We start from the raw sequence: 14,073 nt of genomic DNA, 5'->3' as shown, positions 1-14,073 counted from the left end.
ATGGTTCACAGAAATCGTACAGATGACTGGAGTTGACGGAAGTTCATCGGTTGGTGCCCGTACCGGCCGGGCGGTCGAAGGACGGGTGGGAGCAGTCACCGGGCGGATACGGGGCGTGCGCCGGGCCGGGGTGCCGGGAAAGCGCGCAAGCGGGCAGCGATGAGTTCCGGCCGCCGGACCGGTCTCCCTGATGTGGAATCCAAGACCCCGATCGTTCTCGTCGTCACCGGCCGCATCACGCGGGCCGGGGTGCCAGGACTCTGCGCCGAGCTGGAGGCGCTGCTCTACGACCCCGAGGGGGCCGTCCGCGACCCGGACGCGGAGGTGGACTGTGATGTGGGCGGGGTCGTCCAGGCGGATCTGGCCCTGGTCGAGGCGATAGCGCGGCTGGGGCTCATCACGCGCCGGGCGGGCGGGCGACAGCTGCGGCTGCGCAATGTGCCGCCCGGACTGCAGCATCTGATGGACCTGGTGGGGCTGGCCGATGTGATGGACCTGGGGGACAGGCCCTGAGGTGCCCGACCCCGCTCCCCGGCGTCAGCCGGCCCGATGCAGACCACCGCCACCAGCGGGGCCGCCGCGTCACGCCGATTCGGCCTCGAGGTGGTCGGGCAGGCCGAAGAGTGGGAACCAGCGGGGCGCGTCCAGGAAGCAGTGCAGGCCGGTGATCGCACCGTCCGAGACGTCGATGACCTGCACCGCCCACGGCACGAATCCCGGACCGTCCGGATCCGGCTTGTAGTGCGCGAACGCCGGGGTGCCGTTGGCCATGGTCGCCACCAGGCGGGAACCCTCGCAGCTCGCACCGAGGGTGGTCATGAAGCCCGTGATGTCGTCGTGCCCCTGGAGCCAGAGGTCGAACGGCGGCATGGTCATCACGGCGTCCTCGTGGAGCAGCGCGGTCAGCGCCGCCATGTCGTAGCCCTCGAACGCCGCGACGTACCGGTCGAGGAGCTTGCGCTGCTTCTCGTCGAGCGGATCAGCGGTGTCGGTGGCCGCGCTCCGATGGTCCGTGAGCGTGGCCCGCGCCCGCTGCAGGGCGCTGTTGACCGAGGCGACCGACGTGTCGAGCAGCTCGGCGACCTCGCTCGCCTTCCACGCCAGCACCTCGCGCAGGATCAGCACGGCACGCTGCCTGGGCGGCAGATGCTGCAGCGCGGCGACGAACGCCAGCCGCACCGACTCCCGCGCCACCGCGGCCTCCGCCGGGTCGGCCACCGACGGCAGGATCCGCCCGTCCGGCATCGGCTCCAGCCAGGTGTTCTCCGGAAGCGGGTTGAGCGCGGCCTGGGCGAGCGGTGTCGGGTCCGTCAGGTCGACCGGGCGGGCCCGCTTCTTCCCCGCGTTCAGCATGTCCAGGCAGACGTTGGTGGCGATCCGGTACAGCCAGGAGCGCAGCGAGGAACGGCCCTCGAACTTGTCGAAGTTCCGCCAGGCGCGCACCAGTGTGTCCTGTACCGCGTCCTCCGCCTCGAAGGCGGAGCCGAGCATGCGGTAGCAGTAACCGGTGAGCTCGACCCGGTGTCCCTCCAGACGGCTGTCGATATCCGCTGGTGCCGTCAGATCACTCATCGTTCCACCCCTGTTGTGCCGTGACGCCGCTCACTTCGGCACTTCGGAAGCTACCGCAGGCCACTGACAACGGGTGCGGGAAGCGCCGGAGCCGCCCGCTCTCCGGCCGCGTCCCCGACTTCGGTCACGTTCCGGGCTTGCGCCCGTACACGTACACGTCGTCGCCGTTCTTCAGCAGGTTCCAGTACGTCCTCGCGTCCGCGTCCCGCATATTGACGCAGCCGTGTGAGCCGGGCGGGTTCCACATCTTCAGATTCACCGAGTGGAACGCCTGCCCGCCGTCGAAGAACTGCGAGTACGGCATCCACACGTGGTAGACCGTCGACCAGTGCTTGATGTGCCGCATGTAGATCTTCTTCGAACCGGTGCGCGTCTCGTACCCGTTCCGCCCGCTGCGGATCGGCACCGGACCGAACTTCAGCTTCGACCCGTCCTGGATCCAGCTCAGTTGCCGGGTCAGGTCCACACACGCGATGCGCCCCTTGTTCGTGGGGCACTTCTTGTCCTTGTTGGGGTTCGTGCCGGCCGCCTTCTGGGCCGTGAGCGTCTTCATCGTCCGCCAGGTGACCGGTCCCGCGTACCCGATGTCAGGCGTGACCCCGTAGGTGCGCTGGAAGGACTGGATCGCCTTGCAGTCGGCGGCCGACTGCTTCCCGTCGACCGGCCGGTTCAGATAGTTCTCGACCTGCTTCTGGTACGGCCCGGTGGATGTGGTGCAGGAGGACGCCGCCTGCGCCGCCGTGCCACCGCCCAGGACGAGCGCCGGCGCCACCGTCAGCCCGGCGACGGACAGCGCGACCGCGCGCCGCGCCCGGACTCCCCGTATTTTCCCTACGACTGCCATGTACGCCGACTTCCCTTCGCGCCGAGTTGCGTTGATTACGCCTGATAGACGCGCGAGGGGAGTCGGTGGTTGTGCGGGTGTATGTCTCAGTTCTGTACTGAAGCCATCGGGACGAGGCGCCGCCGCTCGGCGCGGGCGACCCGCGACCCGTACAGCGTGATCGAGACGACGCCGAGGACCGCGAGCAGCCCGAGTGTCACCGTGCCCGCCCAGCCACCGGAGTGGAAGGCGATCGCGCCGAGCGTGCCGCCCGCGCTGGAGCCCAGGTAGTACGCGGACTGGTAGAGCGCCGATGCCTGCGCCCGGCCGGTCGTCGCGGTCCGGCTCACGGACGACGAGGCGACCGCGTGCCCGGCGAAGAAGCCCGCCGTGATCAGGACCAGACCGAGAAGTACGCCGGTCAGCTGGTCGGCGAGGGAGAGCAGCAGACCGGCGGTCGTGGTGGAGACGGCCAGGTAGAGGGCCCCCCGGCGGCCGAGCCGTGCGACCAGCCTGCCCGCCGCCGCCGACGACACCGTACCGACGAGGTAGACCAGGAAGATCGAGCCGATGACGCCCTGCGGGAGGTTGAACGGCTCCCCGACCAGCCGGTAGCCGATCACCGTGTAGACCGCGCCGAACACCGTCATGAACAGTGCGCCGATCGCGTACAGCCTGCGCAGCAGCGGGTCGGCGAGGTGCCCGCCCACGGTCTTGGCCAGGGCCTTCGGGTTCAGCGTGCCGGGCGTGAAGTGACGGGCCCTGGGGATCATGAAGTGGAAGACGACCGCGCAGGCCACGGCCAGCAGCCCGACCGCGCCGAGCGCCGCCCGCCAGCCCCACAGCTGGGCGATCCAGCCGGTGAGGATGCGGCCGCTCATGCCGCCGATGCTGTTGCCCGCCACGAACAGTCCGATCGCGGCGACCAGCGCCTTTGGCCGCACCTCCTCGGCGAGGTACGCCATCGCGGAGGCGGGAAGTCCGGCGAGGGCGGCGCCCTGGACGGCGCGCAGGGCGATCAGCCAGCCCAGCGAGGGGGCGAAGGGGACGAGAAGCCCGACCAGTACCGCGACCGTCAGCGACGCGGTCATCATCTGCCGCCGCCCGAACCGCTCGGAGAGCGCGCTCATCGGCAGCACACACAGCGCCAGCGCACCCGTCGCCGCGGAGACCGTCCAGCTGGCCTGTCCGGCCGTGGCGCCGAATCCGGCGGAGACGGCGGGCAGCAGCGCCTGGGTGGAGTAGAGGAGTGCGAACGTCGCGACACCGGCGGCGAAGAGCGCGAAGCTCATCCGGCGGTAGCCGGGCCGGCCGGGCTCCAGCCGGTCAGGGGAGGAGACGGGCGCGACGGGCGATGACGGGGCTGAGGCGTCCAGCGTGAGCGTGGACGCCTCGGTACTGGCAGGAGGCATGCATCGAAAGTAGATCTCTCTGATTCATGCGTCCAATGCACGAACTTGCGATAATCAATCCCATGGCGCATGAACGCAGCTCACAGCCTCGACTGTCACCGAGTAGTTACGAAGAAGACATTCGCGCAGTGCTCGCGCCCCGGCTCGCGTACTTCGAGGCGGTGGCCCGCCACGAGCATGTGACGCGCGCCGCGCACGAGCTCGGTGTCCCGCAGTCCACGCTGTCGCGGGCCATGGTCAGGCTGGAACAGGATCTGGGGGTCGCCCTGTTCGCCCGCAAGGGCCGTACCGTCTCGCTCACCCCCGCCGGCCGCACCTTCCTGGGCTCTGCCGAGCGTTCCCTCACCGAGGTGGAGCGGGCCGCGGACTCGGTACGGGCGGACGCCGACCCGACGGCGGGCAAGGTCGCCTTCGGCTTCCTGCACACCATGGGCTCCGAGACCGTCCCCGCCCTGCTCCGCTCCTTCCGCGCCGACCACCCCCGGGTCCGCTTCCAGCTGGTGCAGAACTACGGCGAGGCGATGATCGAACGCCTCCGGGCCGGCGGCCTCGACCTCTGCCTCACCTCCCCCGTCCCGGACGCCCCCGACCTGGTCGCCCGCCGCCTCGACGAGCAGCGGCTGCGTCTGGTCGTCCCGGAGGACCACCGCCTCGCCTCCCGCAGGCGGATCCGTCTGGTGGAGGCGGCGGACGAGGCGTTCGTGACCCTGGAGCCCGGTTACGGCCTGCGGCGGATCACCGACGATCTGTGCGCGCAGGCGGGCTTCACGCCACGTGTCGCGTTCGAGGGCGAAGAGGCCGAGACCCTGCGCGGCCTGGTGGCCGCCGGCCTCGGCGTAGCTCTGCTGCCGCCGCCCGCGGTGGCCCGCCCGGGCGTGGTCGAACTGACGGTCACGGCGCCCCGCGCGGCCCGCGAGATCGGCGTCGCCTGGCTGGACGGCCACCCGGACACACCCCCGGTGGCGGCGTTCAAACAGTTCCTGCTGTCGCGCCGGGGGCACTTGTTGCCCGACTGACGGGTGATAGGGCGTGTGTGCGAAAGTCATGCACCACATTCCAGGTGTCCAAGGATCGGGGCTGCGGTGCGGAGACCTTCCAAGCGGGTGTGCATGGGTGCGGTTGCTCCGCTCTTCCTCGGCGGGTGCGGATACCTGATGTGGTTCGGCCTGCACTCCCCGTCGTGGACCGACGTGGGCACCCACTGCGAGCGAGCCACCCGCGAGGACTCCGCTGCCGCCGCTGAGGCATGGAACGTCGTACTACCCGAAGGCGTGACCGACGTGTACCGCTGCACCGATGGGCCCGGCGGCGGTCCGGCGGGAACTGCCCACTTCGCCTTCCAAGTCCCGCGAGGTCGGGTGAGCGCGTATTTTGCGCAGATGGGCGTCGAATCCCTGCCGGGATATGACGTGCGCGCCGATTTCTCGGACTTCTCCGTGAAGGCCGGGCACGATGTGGCGACCGTGAATTCGTACGAGGCCGGCTCCATAACCAAGGGTTTCTTCAGCCACACCTTGTTGGCGGATGAAGACGCCGTCGATGTGGCCACCGTCTACGTGGAAACCGTCTCGTCGGGCTGAGGGGAAAGACAGGCCGAGCTGGACGGGGCACACAGATGTTCAACCAGGCGGCACTGTTCCAGGAGTTCACGACGCGGCAGGTGTCCCAGTTGGCCAGCACATACCAGAGGGGCGATTTCCGGCCACAACACAACACCCCTTACGCTGCAACACATCGGTCACCAACAGTCGGCCGGGACAGAAGGGCGACAACATGACCTCCGAGACCAACGCACTGGGCACCATCGATGCCACAACTGCCTTGCTGCAGGCTGAACTTCCCCGCCTGGAACAGCACCAGCAAGCCCTGGAGAAAGAACTCGCGACTGTCAACGAACGTCTGGAGTCGATGCGGACTGCTCTGACAGCTCTGCGTGCGCTGTCTTCTGCTCCTGTTCCCTCCTCGAACACGGAGGCGCAGGACGTCAAGGCAGAGGCCGACGCTGAGGCGGAAGCGGAGAGCGTTGTCGCTCCGAGGATTCCGCGGCAGGCGCAGGAGTCCGTGGACTCCGCCGTCGAGGCAGCGGCCCCGCAGGAGCAGGCAGCGGCCCCGCAGGAGCAGGCAGCGGCCGCCCCTGCGCGCCGCGCCGCCCGGAAGGCGTCTGTGCCCAAGGGCCGCAAGCAGGCTTCCGCCAAGCCGAAGACCGAGCGCGGCCAGGCCAAGAAGGCCGTCGCCGCCAAGTCCGCCGAGCCTGCCAAGAAGGCCGTCGCCGCCAAGGGCGCCAAGTCCGCCGCGACCGCCAAGCCCGCCAAGGCCAAGGCGCCGAAGAAGACCGCGACCGCCGCTCCGGCCGTCGACGACAGTGGCAGCCTCACCGAGATGGCCATGAAGGTGCTGTCCGGGTTCGGCGACACCCCTGTCCGTGCCCGTGAGGTCACGGAGGCTCTGGGGCGTGAGCTCACCCCCAACAGCATCAACACCGTACGCAGCACCCTCGACCGGCTCGTCGCCACCTCCCGGGCGCACCGCGCCGGCCGGGGCCTCTACCAGGCCCCCGCCAACTGACGCCTCCCGCAGGAGAGCTGTCCGGACGCCCCCGTCACGACCCCGAGTCGTGACGGGGGCGAGTGTGATGTCTTCATCACTTCGCCTCGAAGAAGTCGCTGGACGGTCTCCTCCGGCTGAGGTCGGGTCACCGCCCCTCACCGCCCGAGCGACCGCCCGAACCCCGCCGCCAGCGGCATCCGCAGCCCCAGCGGCGGCGGCGCCGCCAGCGCGTCGGCGACCGGTCGCGCGTATGCCCGGCCGAACAGTGAACCCCGCACGAAGTCCGTGGCCAGCGCCACCACTTCGGACCGGTGCTGGCGCAGCGAATGGCCGTCCGAGTGGACTTCGAAGCGGCAGGTGTCCCGGTTGGCCTTCTTGGCGCGCTGGGCCAGCCGGAACGACAACTCCGGGTCGGACCGGTTGTCGTTCGTGCCGTGGACGAGCAACACCTGGCGGCCCAGCAGGTGCTTCACCGGTTCCGGTTCCGCCGAGGCTTCCCCGGGCAGCCAAGGTGCCATCGCCAGAACGGAGTGGACCGCCGCGTGGCCACCCGCGCGCAGCGCCGCCCGGCCGCCCATGCCGTGGCCGGCCAGACAGACGGGGACGTCGCCGTAGCGTCGCACGACCTCCTCCACCGCCCACTCCGCGTCCGCCGCGAGCTGTGCGTCGGTCGCGTTCCAGCCGCGGCAGCGGTAGCGCACGACATGCGCGGCGAGCCCGTCCTCCTGGCCGGCGCGGGCCAGGGTGCGGGCCAGCGGCAGCTGGAGGGCGTACGACAGAGGGGAGGCTCGGCGGTGCGAGTCGGCCTCGCCGTCCGGGAGCAGCAGGACCACTCCGCTGACCGCAAGTTGTGCTCCGGCCGTCTTCACGGCCCGTCCCAGCCTCGGACCAGGCAGGGGAAGTGCGCGCTGTCCCATGGCAGAACAGTGTCAGAAGAAGAGATGTACGCCACCCCTATTCGCGGTCACTGTTACGCATCGGCGCGCGACGCTCTACGCGCGTAGGCGTTAGAGTGCCCAGATGATGAGCCCGACCCTCCATGTGCCCGGCGCCGACCAGATCCGACGCGCCCCCAAGGTGCTGCTCCACGACCACCTCGACGGCGGTCTGCGCCCCGGCACGATCGTCGATCTGGCCCGTGACGCGGGCTACGAAGCCCTTCCCGAGACCGAGCCGGACAAGCTCGGCATCTGGTTCCGCGAGGCGGCCGACTCCGGCTCGCTGGAGCGTTACCTGGAGACGTTCGCCCACACCTGTGCCGTCATGCAGACCCGGGACGGCCTGTTCCGGGTGGCCGCCGAGTGCGCGGAGGACCTGGCCGCGGACGGTGTCGTGTACGCGGAGGTGCGGTACGCCCCCGAGCAGCACCTGGAAGCCGGGCTGACCCTCGAAGAGGTCGTCGAGGCGGTCAACGAGGGCTTCCGTGAGGGCGAGCGCCGGGCCCGTCAGGACGGCAACCGGATCAGGGTGGGCGCCCTGCTCACCGCGATGCGGCACGCCGCCCGCTCCCTGGAGATCGCCGAACTCGCGAACCGCTACCGCGACCAGGGCGTCGTCGGCTTCGACATCGCGGGCGCCGAGGCGGGCTTCCCACCCACCCGCCACCTCGACGCCTTCGAGTACCTCAAGCGCGAGAACAACCACTTCACCATCCACGCGGGCGAGGCCTTCGGCCTGCCGTCGATCTGGCAGGCGCTCCAGTGGTGCGGCGCCGACCGCCTCGGCCACGGCGTCCGCATCATCGACGACATCGAGGTCGCCGAGGACGGCAGCGTGACGCTCGGCCGCCTCGCCTCGTACGTACGGGACAAGCGCATCCCGCTGGAGATGTGCCCGACCTCCAACCTTCAGACCGGCGCCGCCGCCTCGTACGCCGACCACCCCATCGGGCTGCTGCGGAGGCTCCATTTCCGCCTCACCGTGAATACGGACAACCGGCTGATGAGCGGTACGAGCATGAGCCGCGAATTCGAGCGGCTGACCGAGGCCTTCGGATACACACTCGACGACATGCAGTGGTTCACAGTCAATGCGATGAAATCGGCGTTCATTCCTTTCGATGAACGTCTCGCGATGATCAATGATGTGATCAAGCCCGGATATGCCGAGCTGAAGTCCGAGTGGCTTTTCGAGCAGACCGCTGCGACCAGCGGCTCTTCGTCCCCCGCGGGCTGATTCGCGGTCTGCGTCGAACAGCCGGGACGATCACATCCCGGCCGTTCGGCCTATCCGGCATGTTTGCGGGACCGGCCATGGGCTGACTAGTTTGCGGAGCCGCTCACATCCCCTTCCCCAAGGATGAATTCCACATGAAGCAGTCTGCTGCCAGGACTCTCGGTGTCGCCGCTCTCGGCGCCGCTTTCGCCGCTGCCGCCGCCGGTACCGCTTCCGCGTCCGCGCTGCCCGCCGCCGGCTCCGCGCTGGGGACCGCCACCCAGAGCCTGCCGGTTCAGGACACGGCCACCAAGCTCCTCGGCAGCGGTCAGACGAAGGTCGTCCACGACGCCACCTCGCCGCTGGGGGGCCTGCTCGGCGGACTGCCCGCCGGCGGCGTCAAGGCCAACGGTCTGTCGACCCACAGTCTCCCGCTCGGCGGCTGACCCTCCCCAGCACCCACGCACGTGGGGCGGACACCCTGACCGGGTGTCCGCCCCACGTGTGCGTCCAGGGACCAGGGGATGTCCGGCCAGGATCCGCCGGACGTCCCCTACCAGTCGGTCGCCGCTGCCGACGTCTCGGCCGGCAGCAGCAGCCACAGCGCCAGGTAGAGCAGGAACTGCGGGCCGGGCAGCAGGCAGGAGACCAGGAAGATCACGCGCATGGTCCCGGCGGACGTGCCGAAGCGCCGTGCCAGCGCTGCGCACACTCCGCCGATCATGCGTCCGTCACGGGGGCGGGCAAGTGCGGCCATGGTGGGCTCCTTCGTGAACCGTCTGCTGGGGAGCAGCTCCGTCGTGCTCCCGATGTCTCCATGATGGCTCCGTGAACGGGGGCAAAGCGTCGCTCTACGGTGCGATACCGACCCTGGAAATCGTCGGGGTCGACCCCTGAGAGCCTTCCTCCCTCTGGCGGGGAATCGCCCCCCGCACCAGTTGCCCCTGCTTCCGGCGGCGCAGCCGCTTCCGGAACACCGGCACCACCAGCAGGTGGGCCAACGCCACCCCGACCGTGTTCAGCAGCAGCGAGTCGACATCGACGACCTGCCCCGGCACCCCGGTCTGCGCCAGCTCGATGGTCAGCGAGATCAGCGACCCGGCGGCGACGGTACGCGCAAGCGAGGCCCACGGGGAGACGTAGAGCCGGCCCCCGGCCATCGGCAGCAGCACTCCCAGCGGTGCAAGCAACAACAGTCCTTCACCGATCCGGTGCGCCGCCTCGACCGGGCCGAGGGACAGGTCCGCCTTGATGCCGGCGAGCGGTTGAAGATTCGCGGCTGTCACCCATGGGACGTCCAGCGGGCGCAGAGTCAGCCACCCGACCAGCAGCAGATGCGCGAGGAGGAGAAACCCCCCGGCCGCGCGGAAGCGGATGACGGCCTGGCCGTCCGAACCTTGACCCACGCCCCCCAAGACGCCCCTGCCGGCGGGATCGGTTCCGCCCCCGCCCCAGGAAACCCGGGCGGGGGAGGCCGTCAGGGCGTGTGTCGAAAGTCCCGCCTGCCAGGCGACGCCTGGCCCGCCCTACGGGCGGACGACGCTACTTTCGAAACACGCCCTAGCTAGTGCCGCGACGGGGCAAACCTTGCCGGTCGCGGCACTAGGGAAGCTTGAGCGCGGCGAGCGTCGGCACGGACTTCGGCCGGGCCTTCGTCTCCGAAGTACACAGATAGCCGCGCGGTGGGTAGTTCCCCGGTCCGCCGAGCATCACCGTGCCGTCCGAGGCGAGCGACTCGCTCTCCGAGTAGGTGCACACGAGCTGCGCCAGCGCCTCCGATGTCAGGTCCTCCGGCTGCTCGCTGAGCCGCAGCGCGGTCGCCGGATCGCCCCGACGCGGCTCGCTGACCCGGAGCGTCGTCGGCACGGTTGTGGAGAAGCCGGCCTGGCGCTCATCGCCGGTCGGTTCCCGCCGCAGCTCGTCGAGGAGCGCCTGCGCCACCCGGATCCGGTCCGACTTCGCGTCGTGGACCTGCACCGCGCGGTCCACCGTGACCAGTTGTGAGGCGCACATCAGATAGATCTGGACCGGGATGCCCTTCAACGCCTCTGTGCTGACGTCCTCCGCGGACATCGAACACGGAACCCGCGACGGCGCGGCCCCGGCGTCGACCGGCACCGAGGTGGTCCTGATCCCGCACCCGGCGGCCAGCACGGCACAGACGGCGGCGCCGGCCAGCGCCCCGGCCGAGCGGCGCGCCCTGTGCGTACCACGGTTGCTGCGCATCACGTCGCGTCGCCCTCCTCGTCCTGGACCTCCGCGTCGTGATCCTGCGCGGTGCGGGTGAGCTTTTCGGCATCGCGCGGCAGCCGCAGGACGAACACCGCGCCGTCGCCGTCCGGCGAGTTCGCCGCGGTGATGTCACCGCCGTGGATGTGCGCGTTCTCCATGGCGATCGACAGACCCAGCCCGCTGCCCTCCGAACGCGGCCTGGACGCACTGGCCTTGTAGAAGCGGTCGAAGACGTGCGGCAGGACGTCCTCGGGAATGCCGGGGCCGTGGTCGCGCACCTCGATGACGAGTTCGTCGCCGTCGGTCCGTACCGCGACCCGTACCGGCGAACCGCCGTGCTTCAGCGCGTTGCCGATCAGATTGGCCAGGATCACATCGAGCCGGCGCGGATCGAGGCGGACCATCAGGCCGCGCTCGGCGTCCAGATCCACCGCGTCCAGCCAGGCTCGGGCGTCGATGCAGGCGGTGACCTGGTCGGCGACATCGACCGTGTCGAGGACGAGCCGGGCGGTACCCGCGTCGAAGCGGGTGACCTCCATCAGGTTCTCCACCAGGTCGTTGAGCCGCCGGGTCTCGCTGACCACCAGGTGAACGGCGGGCGCGATCATCGGGTCGAGGCTGTCGGCCTCGTCCTCCAGCACTTCGGCGACCGCGGTGATCGCGGTGAGCGGGGTCCGCAGTTCGTGCGACATGTCGGCGACGAACCGGCGGCTGGACTCCTCCCGCGCGCTCATGTCAGCGACCTTCTTCTCCAGCGAACTCGCGGCCTTGTTGAACGTGCGTGAGAGATCGGCGAGTTCATCGGTGCCGGACACCACGAGGCGGGTGTCGAGTTTTCCCTCGCCCAGCTTGCGTGCCGCGTCACCGAGCCGCTGCACCGGCCGCAGCACCGTCGTCGCGGCGGCCTGTGCCAGCAGCGCGGAGCCGACCAGGGCGAGAGCCGTGGCGATCCCCAGCGACCACGCAAGGGAGTTGAGATCCTGCCGTTCCTGGTCGAGCGACTTCAGCATGTAGCCGGTCGGACCACCACCGATGATTTTCGTGCCGGCCACCAGGTACGGCGTACCGCGGATCGAGGTCCGCTGCCAGAACAGGTGGTACGCATACTTGTTGCCCGCCTCCACCGGCTGCTTCCGGTTGACCTGCCGCTGCAGCGAGATCGGCACGTTGTCGAGTGTGAACGAGTCCAGGTCGGAGTTGCCCACGATCGGCTTGCCGCCGTCACGCCTGTCGACGAGCAGCACGCTGTAGCCGGGGCTGCTGCTCGCCATCTGCACGGCGGTGTTCTGCAGGTCGTCCTTGGTCGGGCGCAGCGGCAGCGAAGCCGCCCGGTTCTGCATCTCCTGCCGGAAGTCACCGAGGGCCGCATCCTGCGTCCGCGTCAGGACCGCCTCGCGGTTGAGCCAGTACGCGATTCCCGAGGCCGACACCGCTGCGGTCAGCGCCACCAGCGCGAACACGATGACGAGCCGCAGCCGCAGACTGGTCCAGCGAAGTCCTGCGAGCAGACTGCGTTTGGCCTCAGCACTCACTGAGGCGAGTCCAGCCGGTAGCCCACGCCGCGTACGGTACGGATCAGGGTCGGCGAGGACGGCACGTCCTCCACCTTGGCGCGCAGCCGCTGTACACAGGCGTCGACCAGCCGGGAGTCACCGAGATAGTCGTGCTCCCAGACCAGCCGCAGCAGCTGCTGGCGCGACAGGGCCTGTCCGGGGCGACGGCTCAGTTCGAGCAGGAGCCGCAGTTCGGTCGGCGTGAGCTGCAGGTCCTCCCCGTTCTTCGTCACGGTCATCGCGGAACGGTCGATGACGACGCTCCCGAACGTCGCCGAGTCCGTGGACTCGCGCTCGCCGCGGCGCAGCACCGCACGGATCCGGGCGTCGAGCACCCGGCCCTGCACGGGTTTCACCACATAGTCGTCGGCGCCGGACTCCAGTCCGACCACGACGTCGATGTCGTCGCTGCGCGCGGTCAGCAGAATGATCGGCAGCTGGTCGGTGCGCCGGATACGGCGGCACACCTCGAAACCGTCGATGCCGGGCAGCATCACATCCAGCACGATCAGGTCCGGCCGCTGCTCGCGCAGCAGTTTCAGGCCGTCCTCTCCCGTCGCCGCGGTGGCCACACGGTGGCCCTGGCGCGACAGCGAGAGTTCGAGGGCCGTGCGGATGGCGTCGTCGTCCTCGATCAGCAACAGGAAAGGCACAGAGGTCATTCTGGCCCATGGTGGAGCTTCAGTTCGACACTTGAAGCGCTCTCATACATCCCGCGCACCGGTGGGAGGACCTGTGACAGGTCTGTGACAGTCGGCGGACAGCGCCATGAAACAGTCCGGGCAAGCTCGTTGGCACAGGGAACGGACGGACTCCACCGACGGGGGGCGCGGGATGAACGCACTGCACAGCACGACCACAAGCGCAGTTGTCACGCGTCTCCACGACGTCGGCAGGGGCACCGAGAAGTCCGGCACCGGAGGGGGCGCCGCCCTGCTCGAGCGGAGCCGAGAGCTCGGGGCAGGGCGGGGGTGCGTTCGTGGCGCCGGGCGTCAGCACACGGCCTGTATGACGGTGGTCGACGCACCTGCGGGAGCCGGCGGGGGAGCCGCGTACGGGGAGGCCACGGGGGAGCGGACGTCCCGGACGGAGAGCTCGGACGCCGAAGCGGCGTTCACGGCCTACGTCCAGGAGCGCCGCGCCTCCCTGTACGCAACCGCCTACCATCTGACCGGTGACCGGTTCGAGGCCGAGGACCTGCTGCAGAGCGCCCTCTTCTCCACGTACCGGGCCTGGGACCGGATCAGTGACAAGGCGGCGGTCGGCGGGTACTTGCGGCGCACCATGACCAATCTGCACATCAGCGCGTGGCGCCGACGCAAGTTGAACGAATACCCGACCGAGGAACTGCCGGAGACGGTGGGCGACACGGACGCGATGCGCGGTACGGAACTGCGCGCCGTGCTCTGGCAGGCGCTGGCGCGGCTGCCGGAACTCCAGCGCACGATGCTGGTCCTGCGGTACTACGAGGGGCGCACGGACCCGGAGATCGCTTCGATACTCGACATCAGTGTCGGCACGGTGAAGTCGAGCATCTGGCGGTCGCTGCGGCGGCTGCGCGAGGACGAGGTGCTGAGCTTCGGCCGTGACGAGGAGGAGTCCTTCGGCGAGCTGGTGGCCTGAAGGCAGCGGGGGGATTCGGGGGGATCCGGGGACTGCTGCTCGGGGGGAAGCGGCGGGCTTAGCTTGATCTTTAAGGCTGCTGCTCGGCCCCGCCGCGTCTAGGCATATCCGTTTTGCGCTGTTTCTTGCCGACTGGGTAGCGGGGTGCGGGTGTGGA

16 protein-coding genes are annotated in these 14,073 nt (G+C 69.7%); 7 read left to right on the top strand and 9 right to left on the bottom strand.

Annotated elements, in window-relative coordinates; translation table 11 throughout:
* Window positions 1-159: 159 nt before the first annotated feature.
* Window positions 160-513, top strand: coding sequence for an STAS domain-containing protein (locus AB0N06_RS17695; protein ID WP_366135597.1), 354 nt, complete (start codon window positions 160-162; stop codon window positions 511-513).
* Between the two features lie 69 nt (window positions 514-582).
* Here the strand turns inward: AB0N06_RS17695 and AB0N06_RS17690 are convergent, their stop codons facing one another.
* The 3 genes from AB0N06_RS17690 to AB0N06_RS17680 all read right to left on the bottom strand — a co-directional run bounded on the left by AB0N06_RS17690 (window position 583) and on the right by AB0N06_RS17680 (window position 3,807).
* Window positions 583-1,572: a sigma-70 family RNA polymerase sigma factor gene (locus AB0N06_RS17690; RefSeq protein WP_366135596.1), complete on the bottom strand. Its 990-nt coding sequence runs from the start codon at window positions 1,570-1,572 to the stop codon at window positions 583-585.
* 124 nt (window positions 1,573-1,696) lie between these two features.
* Entirely contained in the window at window positions 1,697-2,416 is a 720-nt protein-coding gene (locus AB0N06_RS17685; protein WP_366135595.1) for a L,D-transpeptidase, read from the bottom strand.
* An 86-nt stretch (window positions 2,417-2,502) separates the two neighbouring features.
* Window positions 2,503-3,807: an MFS transporter gene (locus tag AB0N06_RS17680; RefSeq protein ID WP_366135594.1), complete on the bottom strand. Its 1,305-nt coding sequence runs from the start codon at window positions 3,805-3,807 to the stop codon at window positions 2,503-2,505.
* A 62-nt stretch (window positions 3,808-3,869) separates the two neighbouring features.
* Between AB0N06_RS17680 and AB0N06_RS17675 the strand changes: the two genes are divergently transcribed.
* From AB0N06_RS17675 to AB0N06_RS17665, 3 genes are all read left to right on the top strand, one after another.
* Complete coding sequence (locus AB0N06_RS17675; protein WP_366135593.1) at window positions 3,870-4,823, top strand: LysR family transcriptional regulator; 954 nt, start codon at window positions 3,870-3,872, stop codon at window positions 4,821-4,823.
* Between the two features lie 255 nt (window positions 4,824-5,078).
* Window positions 5,079-5,387: a hypothetical protein gene (locus AB0N06_RS17670; RefSeq protein WP_366135592.1), complete on the top strand. Its 309-nt coding sequence runs from the start codon at window positions 5,079-5,081 to the stop codon at window positions 5,385-5,387.
* 193 nt (window positions 5,388-5,580) lie between these two features.
* On the top strand, window positions 5,581-6,372 hold the full coding sequence (locus tag AB0N06_RS17665; protein WP_366135591.1) for a hypothetical protein: 792 nt from the start codon (window positions 5,581-5,583) through the stop codon (window positions 6,370-6,372).
* Window positions 6,373-6,509: 137 nt separating this feature from the next.
* Here AB0N06_RS17665 and AB0N06_RS17660 read toward each other — a convergent pair whose 3' ends face one another.
* Window positions 6,510-7,271: an alpha/beta hydrolase gene (locus AB0N06_RS17660; RefSeq protein WP_366135590.1), complete on the bottom strand. Its 762-nt coding sequence runs from the start codon at window positions 7,269-7,271 to the stop codon at window positions 6,510-6,512.
* Window positions 7,272-7,374: 103 nt separating this feature from the next.
* Here AB0N06_RS17660 and AB0N06_RS17655 point away from each other — a divergent pair, with 103 nt between their 5' ends.
* Together AB0N06_RS17655 and AB0N06_RS17650 are read left to right on the top strand one after the other, a co-directional pair.
* Window positions 7,375-8,529, top strand: a complete 1,155-nt coding sequence (locus tag AB0N06_RS17655; protein WP_366135589.1) for an adenosine deaminase — start codon at window positions 7,375-7,377, stop codon at window positions 8,527-8,529.
* 134 nt (window positions 8,530-8,663) lie between these two features.
* On the top strand, window positions 8,664-8,954 hold the full coding sequence (locus AB0N06_RS17650) for a hypothetical protein (RefSeq protein WP_366135588.1): 291 nt from the start codon (window positions 8,664-8,666) through the stop codon (window positions 8,952-8,954).
* A gap of 107 nt (window positions 8,955-9,061) precedes the next feature.
* On the opposite strand, the gene AB0N06_RS17645 is transcribed toward AB0N06_RS17650, so the two are convergent.
* From AB0N06_RS17645 to afsQ1, 5 genes are all read right to left on the bottom strand, one after another.
* Window positions 9,062-9,265, bottom strand: coding sequence for a PspC domain-containing protein (locus AB0N06_RS17645; RefSeq protein ID WP_366135587.1), 204 nt, complete (start codon window positions 9,263-9,265; stop codon window positions 9,062-9,064).
* 94 nt (window positions 9,266-9,359) lie between these two features.
* On the bottom strand, window positions 9,360-9,914 hold the full coding sequence (locus tag AB0N06_RS17640) for a VanZ family protein (protein WP_366135586.1): 555 nt from the start codon (window positions 9,912-9,914) through the stop codon (window positions 9,360-9,362).
* Between the two features lie 196 nt (window positions 9,915-10,110).
* The gene (locus AB0N06_RS17635; protein ID WP_366135585.1) at window positions 10,111-10,734 is read right to left on the bottom strand and encodes a hypothetical protein; all 624 of its coding nucleotides are present in this window, start codon (window positions 10,732-10,734) and stop codon (window positions 10,111-10,113) included.
* A complete protein-coding gene (locus AB0N06_RS17630; RefSeq protein ID WP_366135584.1) occupies window positions 10,734-12,272 on the bottom strand; it encodes a HAMP domain-containing sensor histidine kinase in 1,539 nt (512 codons plus the stop codon). Before AB0N06_RS17630 ends, AB0N06_RS17635 begins: the two co-directional genes overlap by 1 nt.
* Window positions 12,269-12,946 (bottom strand): two-component system response regulator AfsQ1, encoded by a 678-nt coding sequence (gene afsQ1 / locus AB0N06_RS17625; protein WP_208857454.1) that lies wholly within the window; start codon window positions 12,944-12,946, stop codon window positions 12,269-12,271. Before afsQ1 ends, AB0N06_RS17630 begins: the two co-directional genes overlap by 4 nt.
* Window positions 12,947-13,127: 181 nt before the next feature.
* Between afsQ1 and AB0N06_RS17620 the strand changes: the two genes are divergently transcribed.
* Window positions 13,128-13,916: a SigE family RNA polymerase sigma factor gene (locus AB0N06_RS17620; protein WP_366135583.1), complete on the top strand. Its 789-nt coding sequence runs from the start codon at window positions 13,128-13,130 to the stop codon at window positions 13,914-13,916.
* The last annotated feature ends 157 nt before the right edge of the window (window positions 13,917-14,073 follow it).

The organism is Streptomyces sp. NPDC051020 (genome assembly GCF_040683105.1).
Lineage (GTDB): Bacteria > Actinomycetota > Actinomycetes > Streptomycetales > Streptomycetaceae > Streptomyces.
The sequence above is the reverse complement of the archived record's forward strand: the minus strand, read 5'-3'. Positions and strand labels throughout refer to the sequence as shown.

Coding starts and splice junctions, on each gene's coding strand:
- AB0N06_RS17645 (WP_366135587.1), bottom strand. CDS start 9,265: ATGGCCGCACTTGCCCGCCCCCGTGACGGACGCATGATCGGCGGAGTG.
- AB0N06_RS17655 (WP_366135589.1), top strand. CDS start 7,375: ATGATGAGCCCGACCCTCCATGTGCCCGGCGCCGACCAGATCCGACGC.
- AB0N06_RS17665 (WP_366135591.1), top strand. CDS start 5,581: ATGACCTCCGAGACCAACGCACTGGGCACCATCGATGCCACAACTGCC.
- AB0N06_RS17695 (WP_366135597.1), top strand. CDS start 160: ATGAGTTCCGGCCGCCGGACCGGTCTCCCTGATGTGGAATCCAAGACC.
- AB0N06_RS17685 (WP_366135595.1), bottom strand. CDS start 2,416: ATGGCAGTCGTAGGGAAAATACGGGGAGTCCGGGCGCGGCGCGCGGTC.
- AB0N06_RS17690 (WP_366135596.1), bottom strand. CDS start 1,572: ATGAGTGATCTGACGGCACCAGCGGATATCGACAGCCGTCTGGAGGGA.
- AB0N06_RS17650 (WP_366135588.1), top strand. CDS start 8,664: ATGAAGCAGTCTGCTGCCAGGACTCTCGGTGTCGCCGCTCTCGGCGCC.
- AB0N06_RS17620 (WP_366135583.1), top strand. CDS start 13,128: ATGAACGCACTGCACAGCACGACCACAAGCGCAGTTGTCACGCGTCTC.
- AB0N06_RS17635 (WP_366135585.1), bottom strand. CDS start 10,734: ATGCGCAGCAACCGTGGTACGCACAGGGCGCGCCGCTCGGCCGGGGCG.
- AB0N06_RS17660 (WP_366135590.1), bottom strand. CDS start 7,271: ATGGGACAGCGCGCACTTCCCCTGCCTGGTCCGAGGCTGGGACGGGCC.
- AB0N06_RS17675 (WP_366135593.1), top strand. CDS start 3,870: ATGGCGCATGAACGCAGCTCACAGCCTCGACTGTCACCGAGTAGTTAC.
- AB0N06_RS17680 (WP_366135594.1), bottom strand. CDS start 3,807: ATGCCTCCTGCCAGTACCGAGGCGTCCACGCTCACGCTGGACGCCTCA.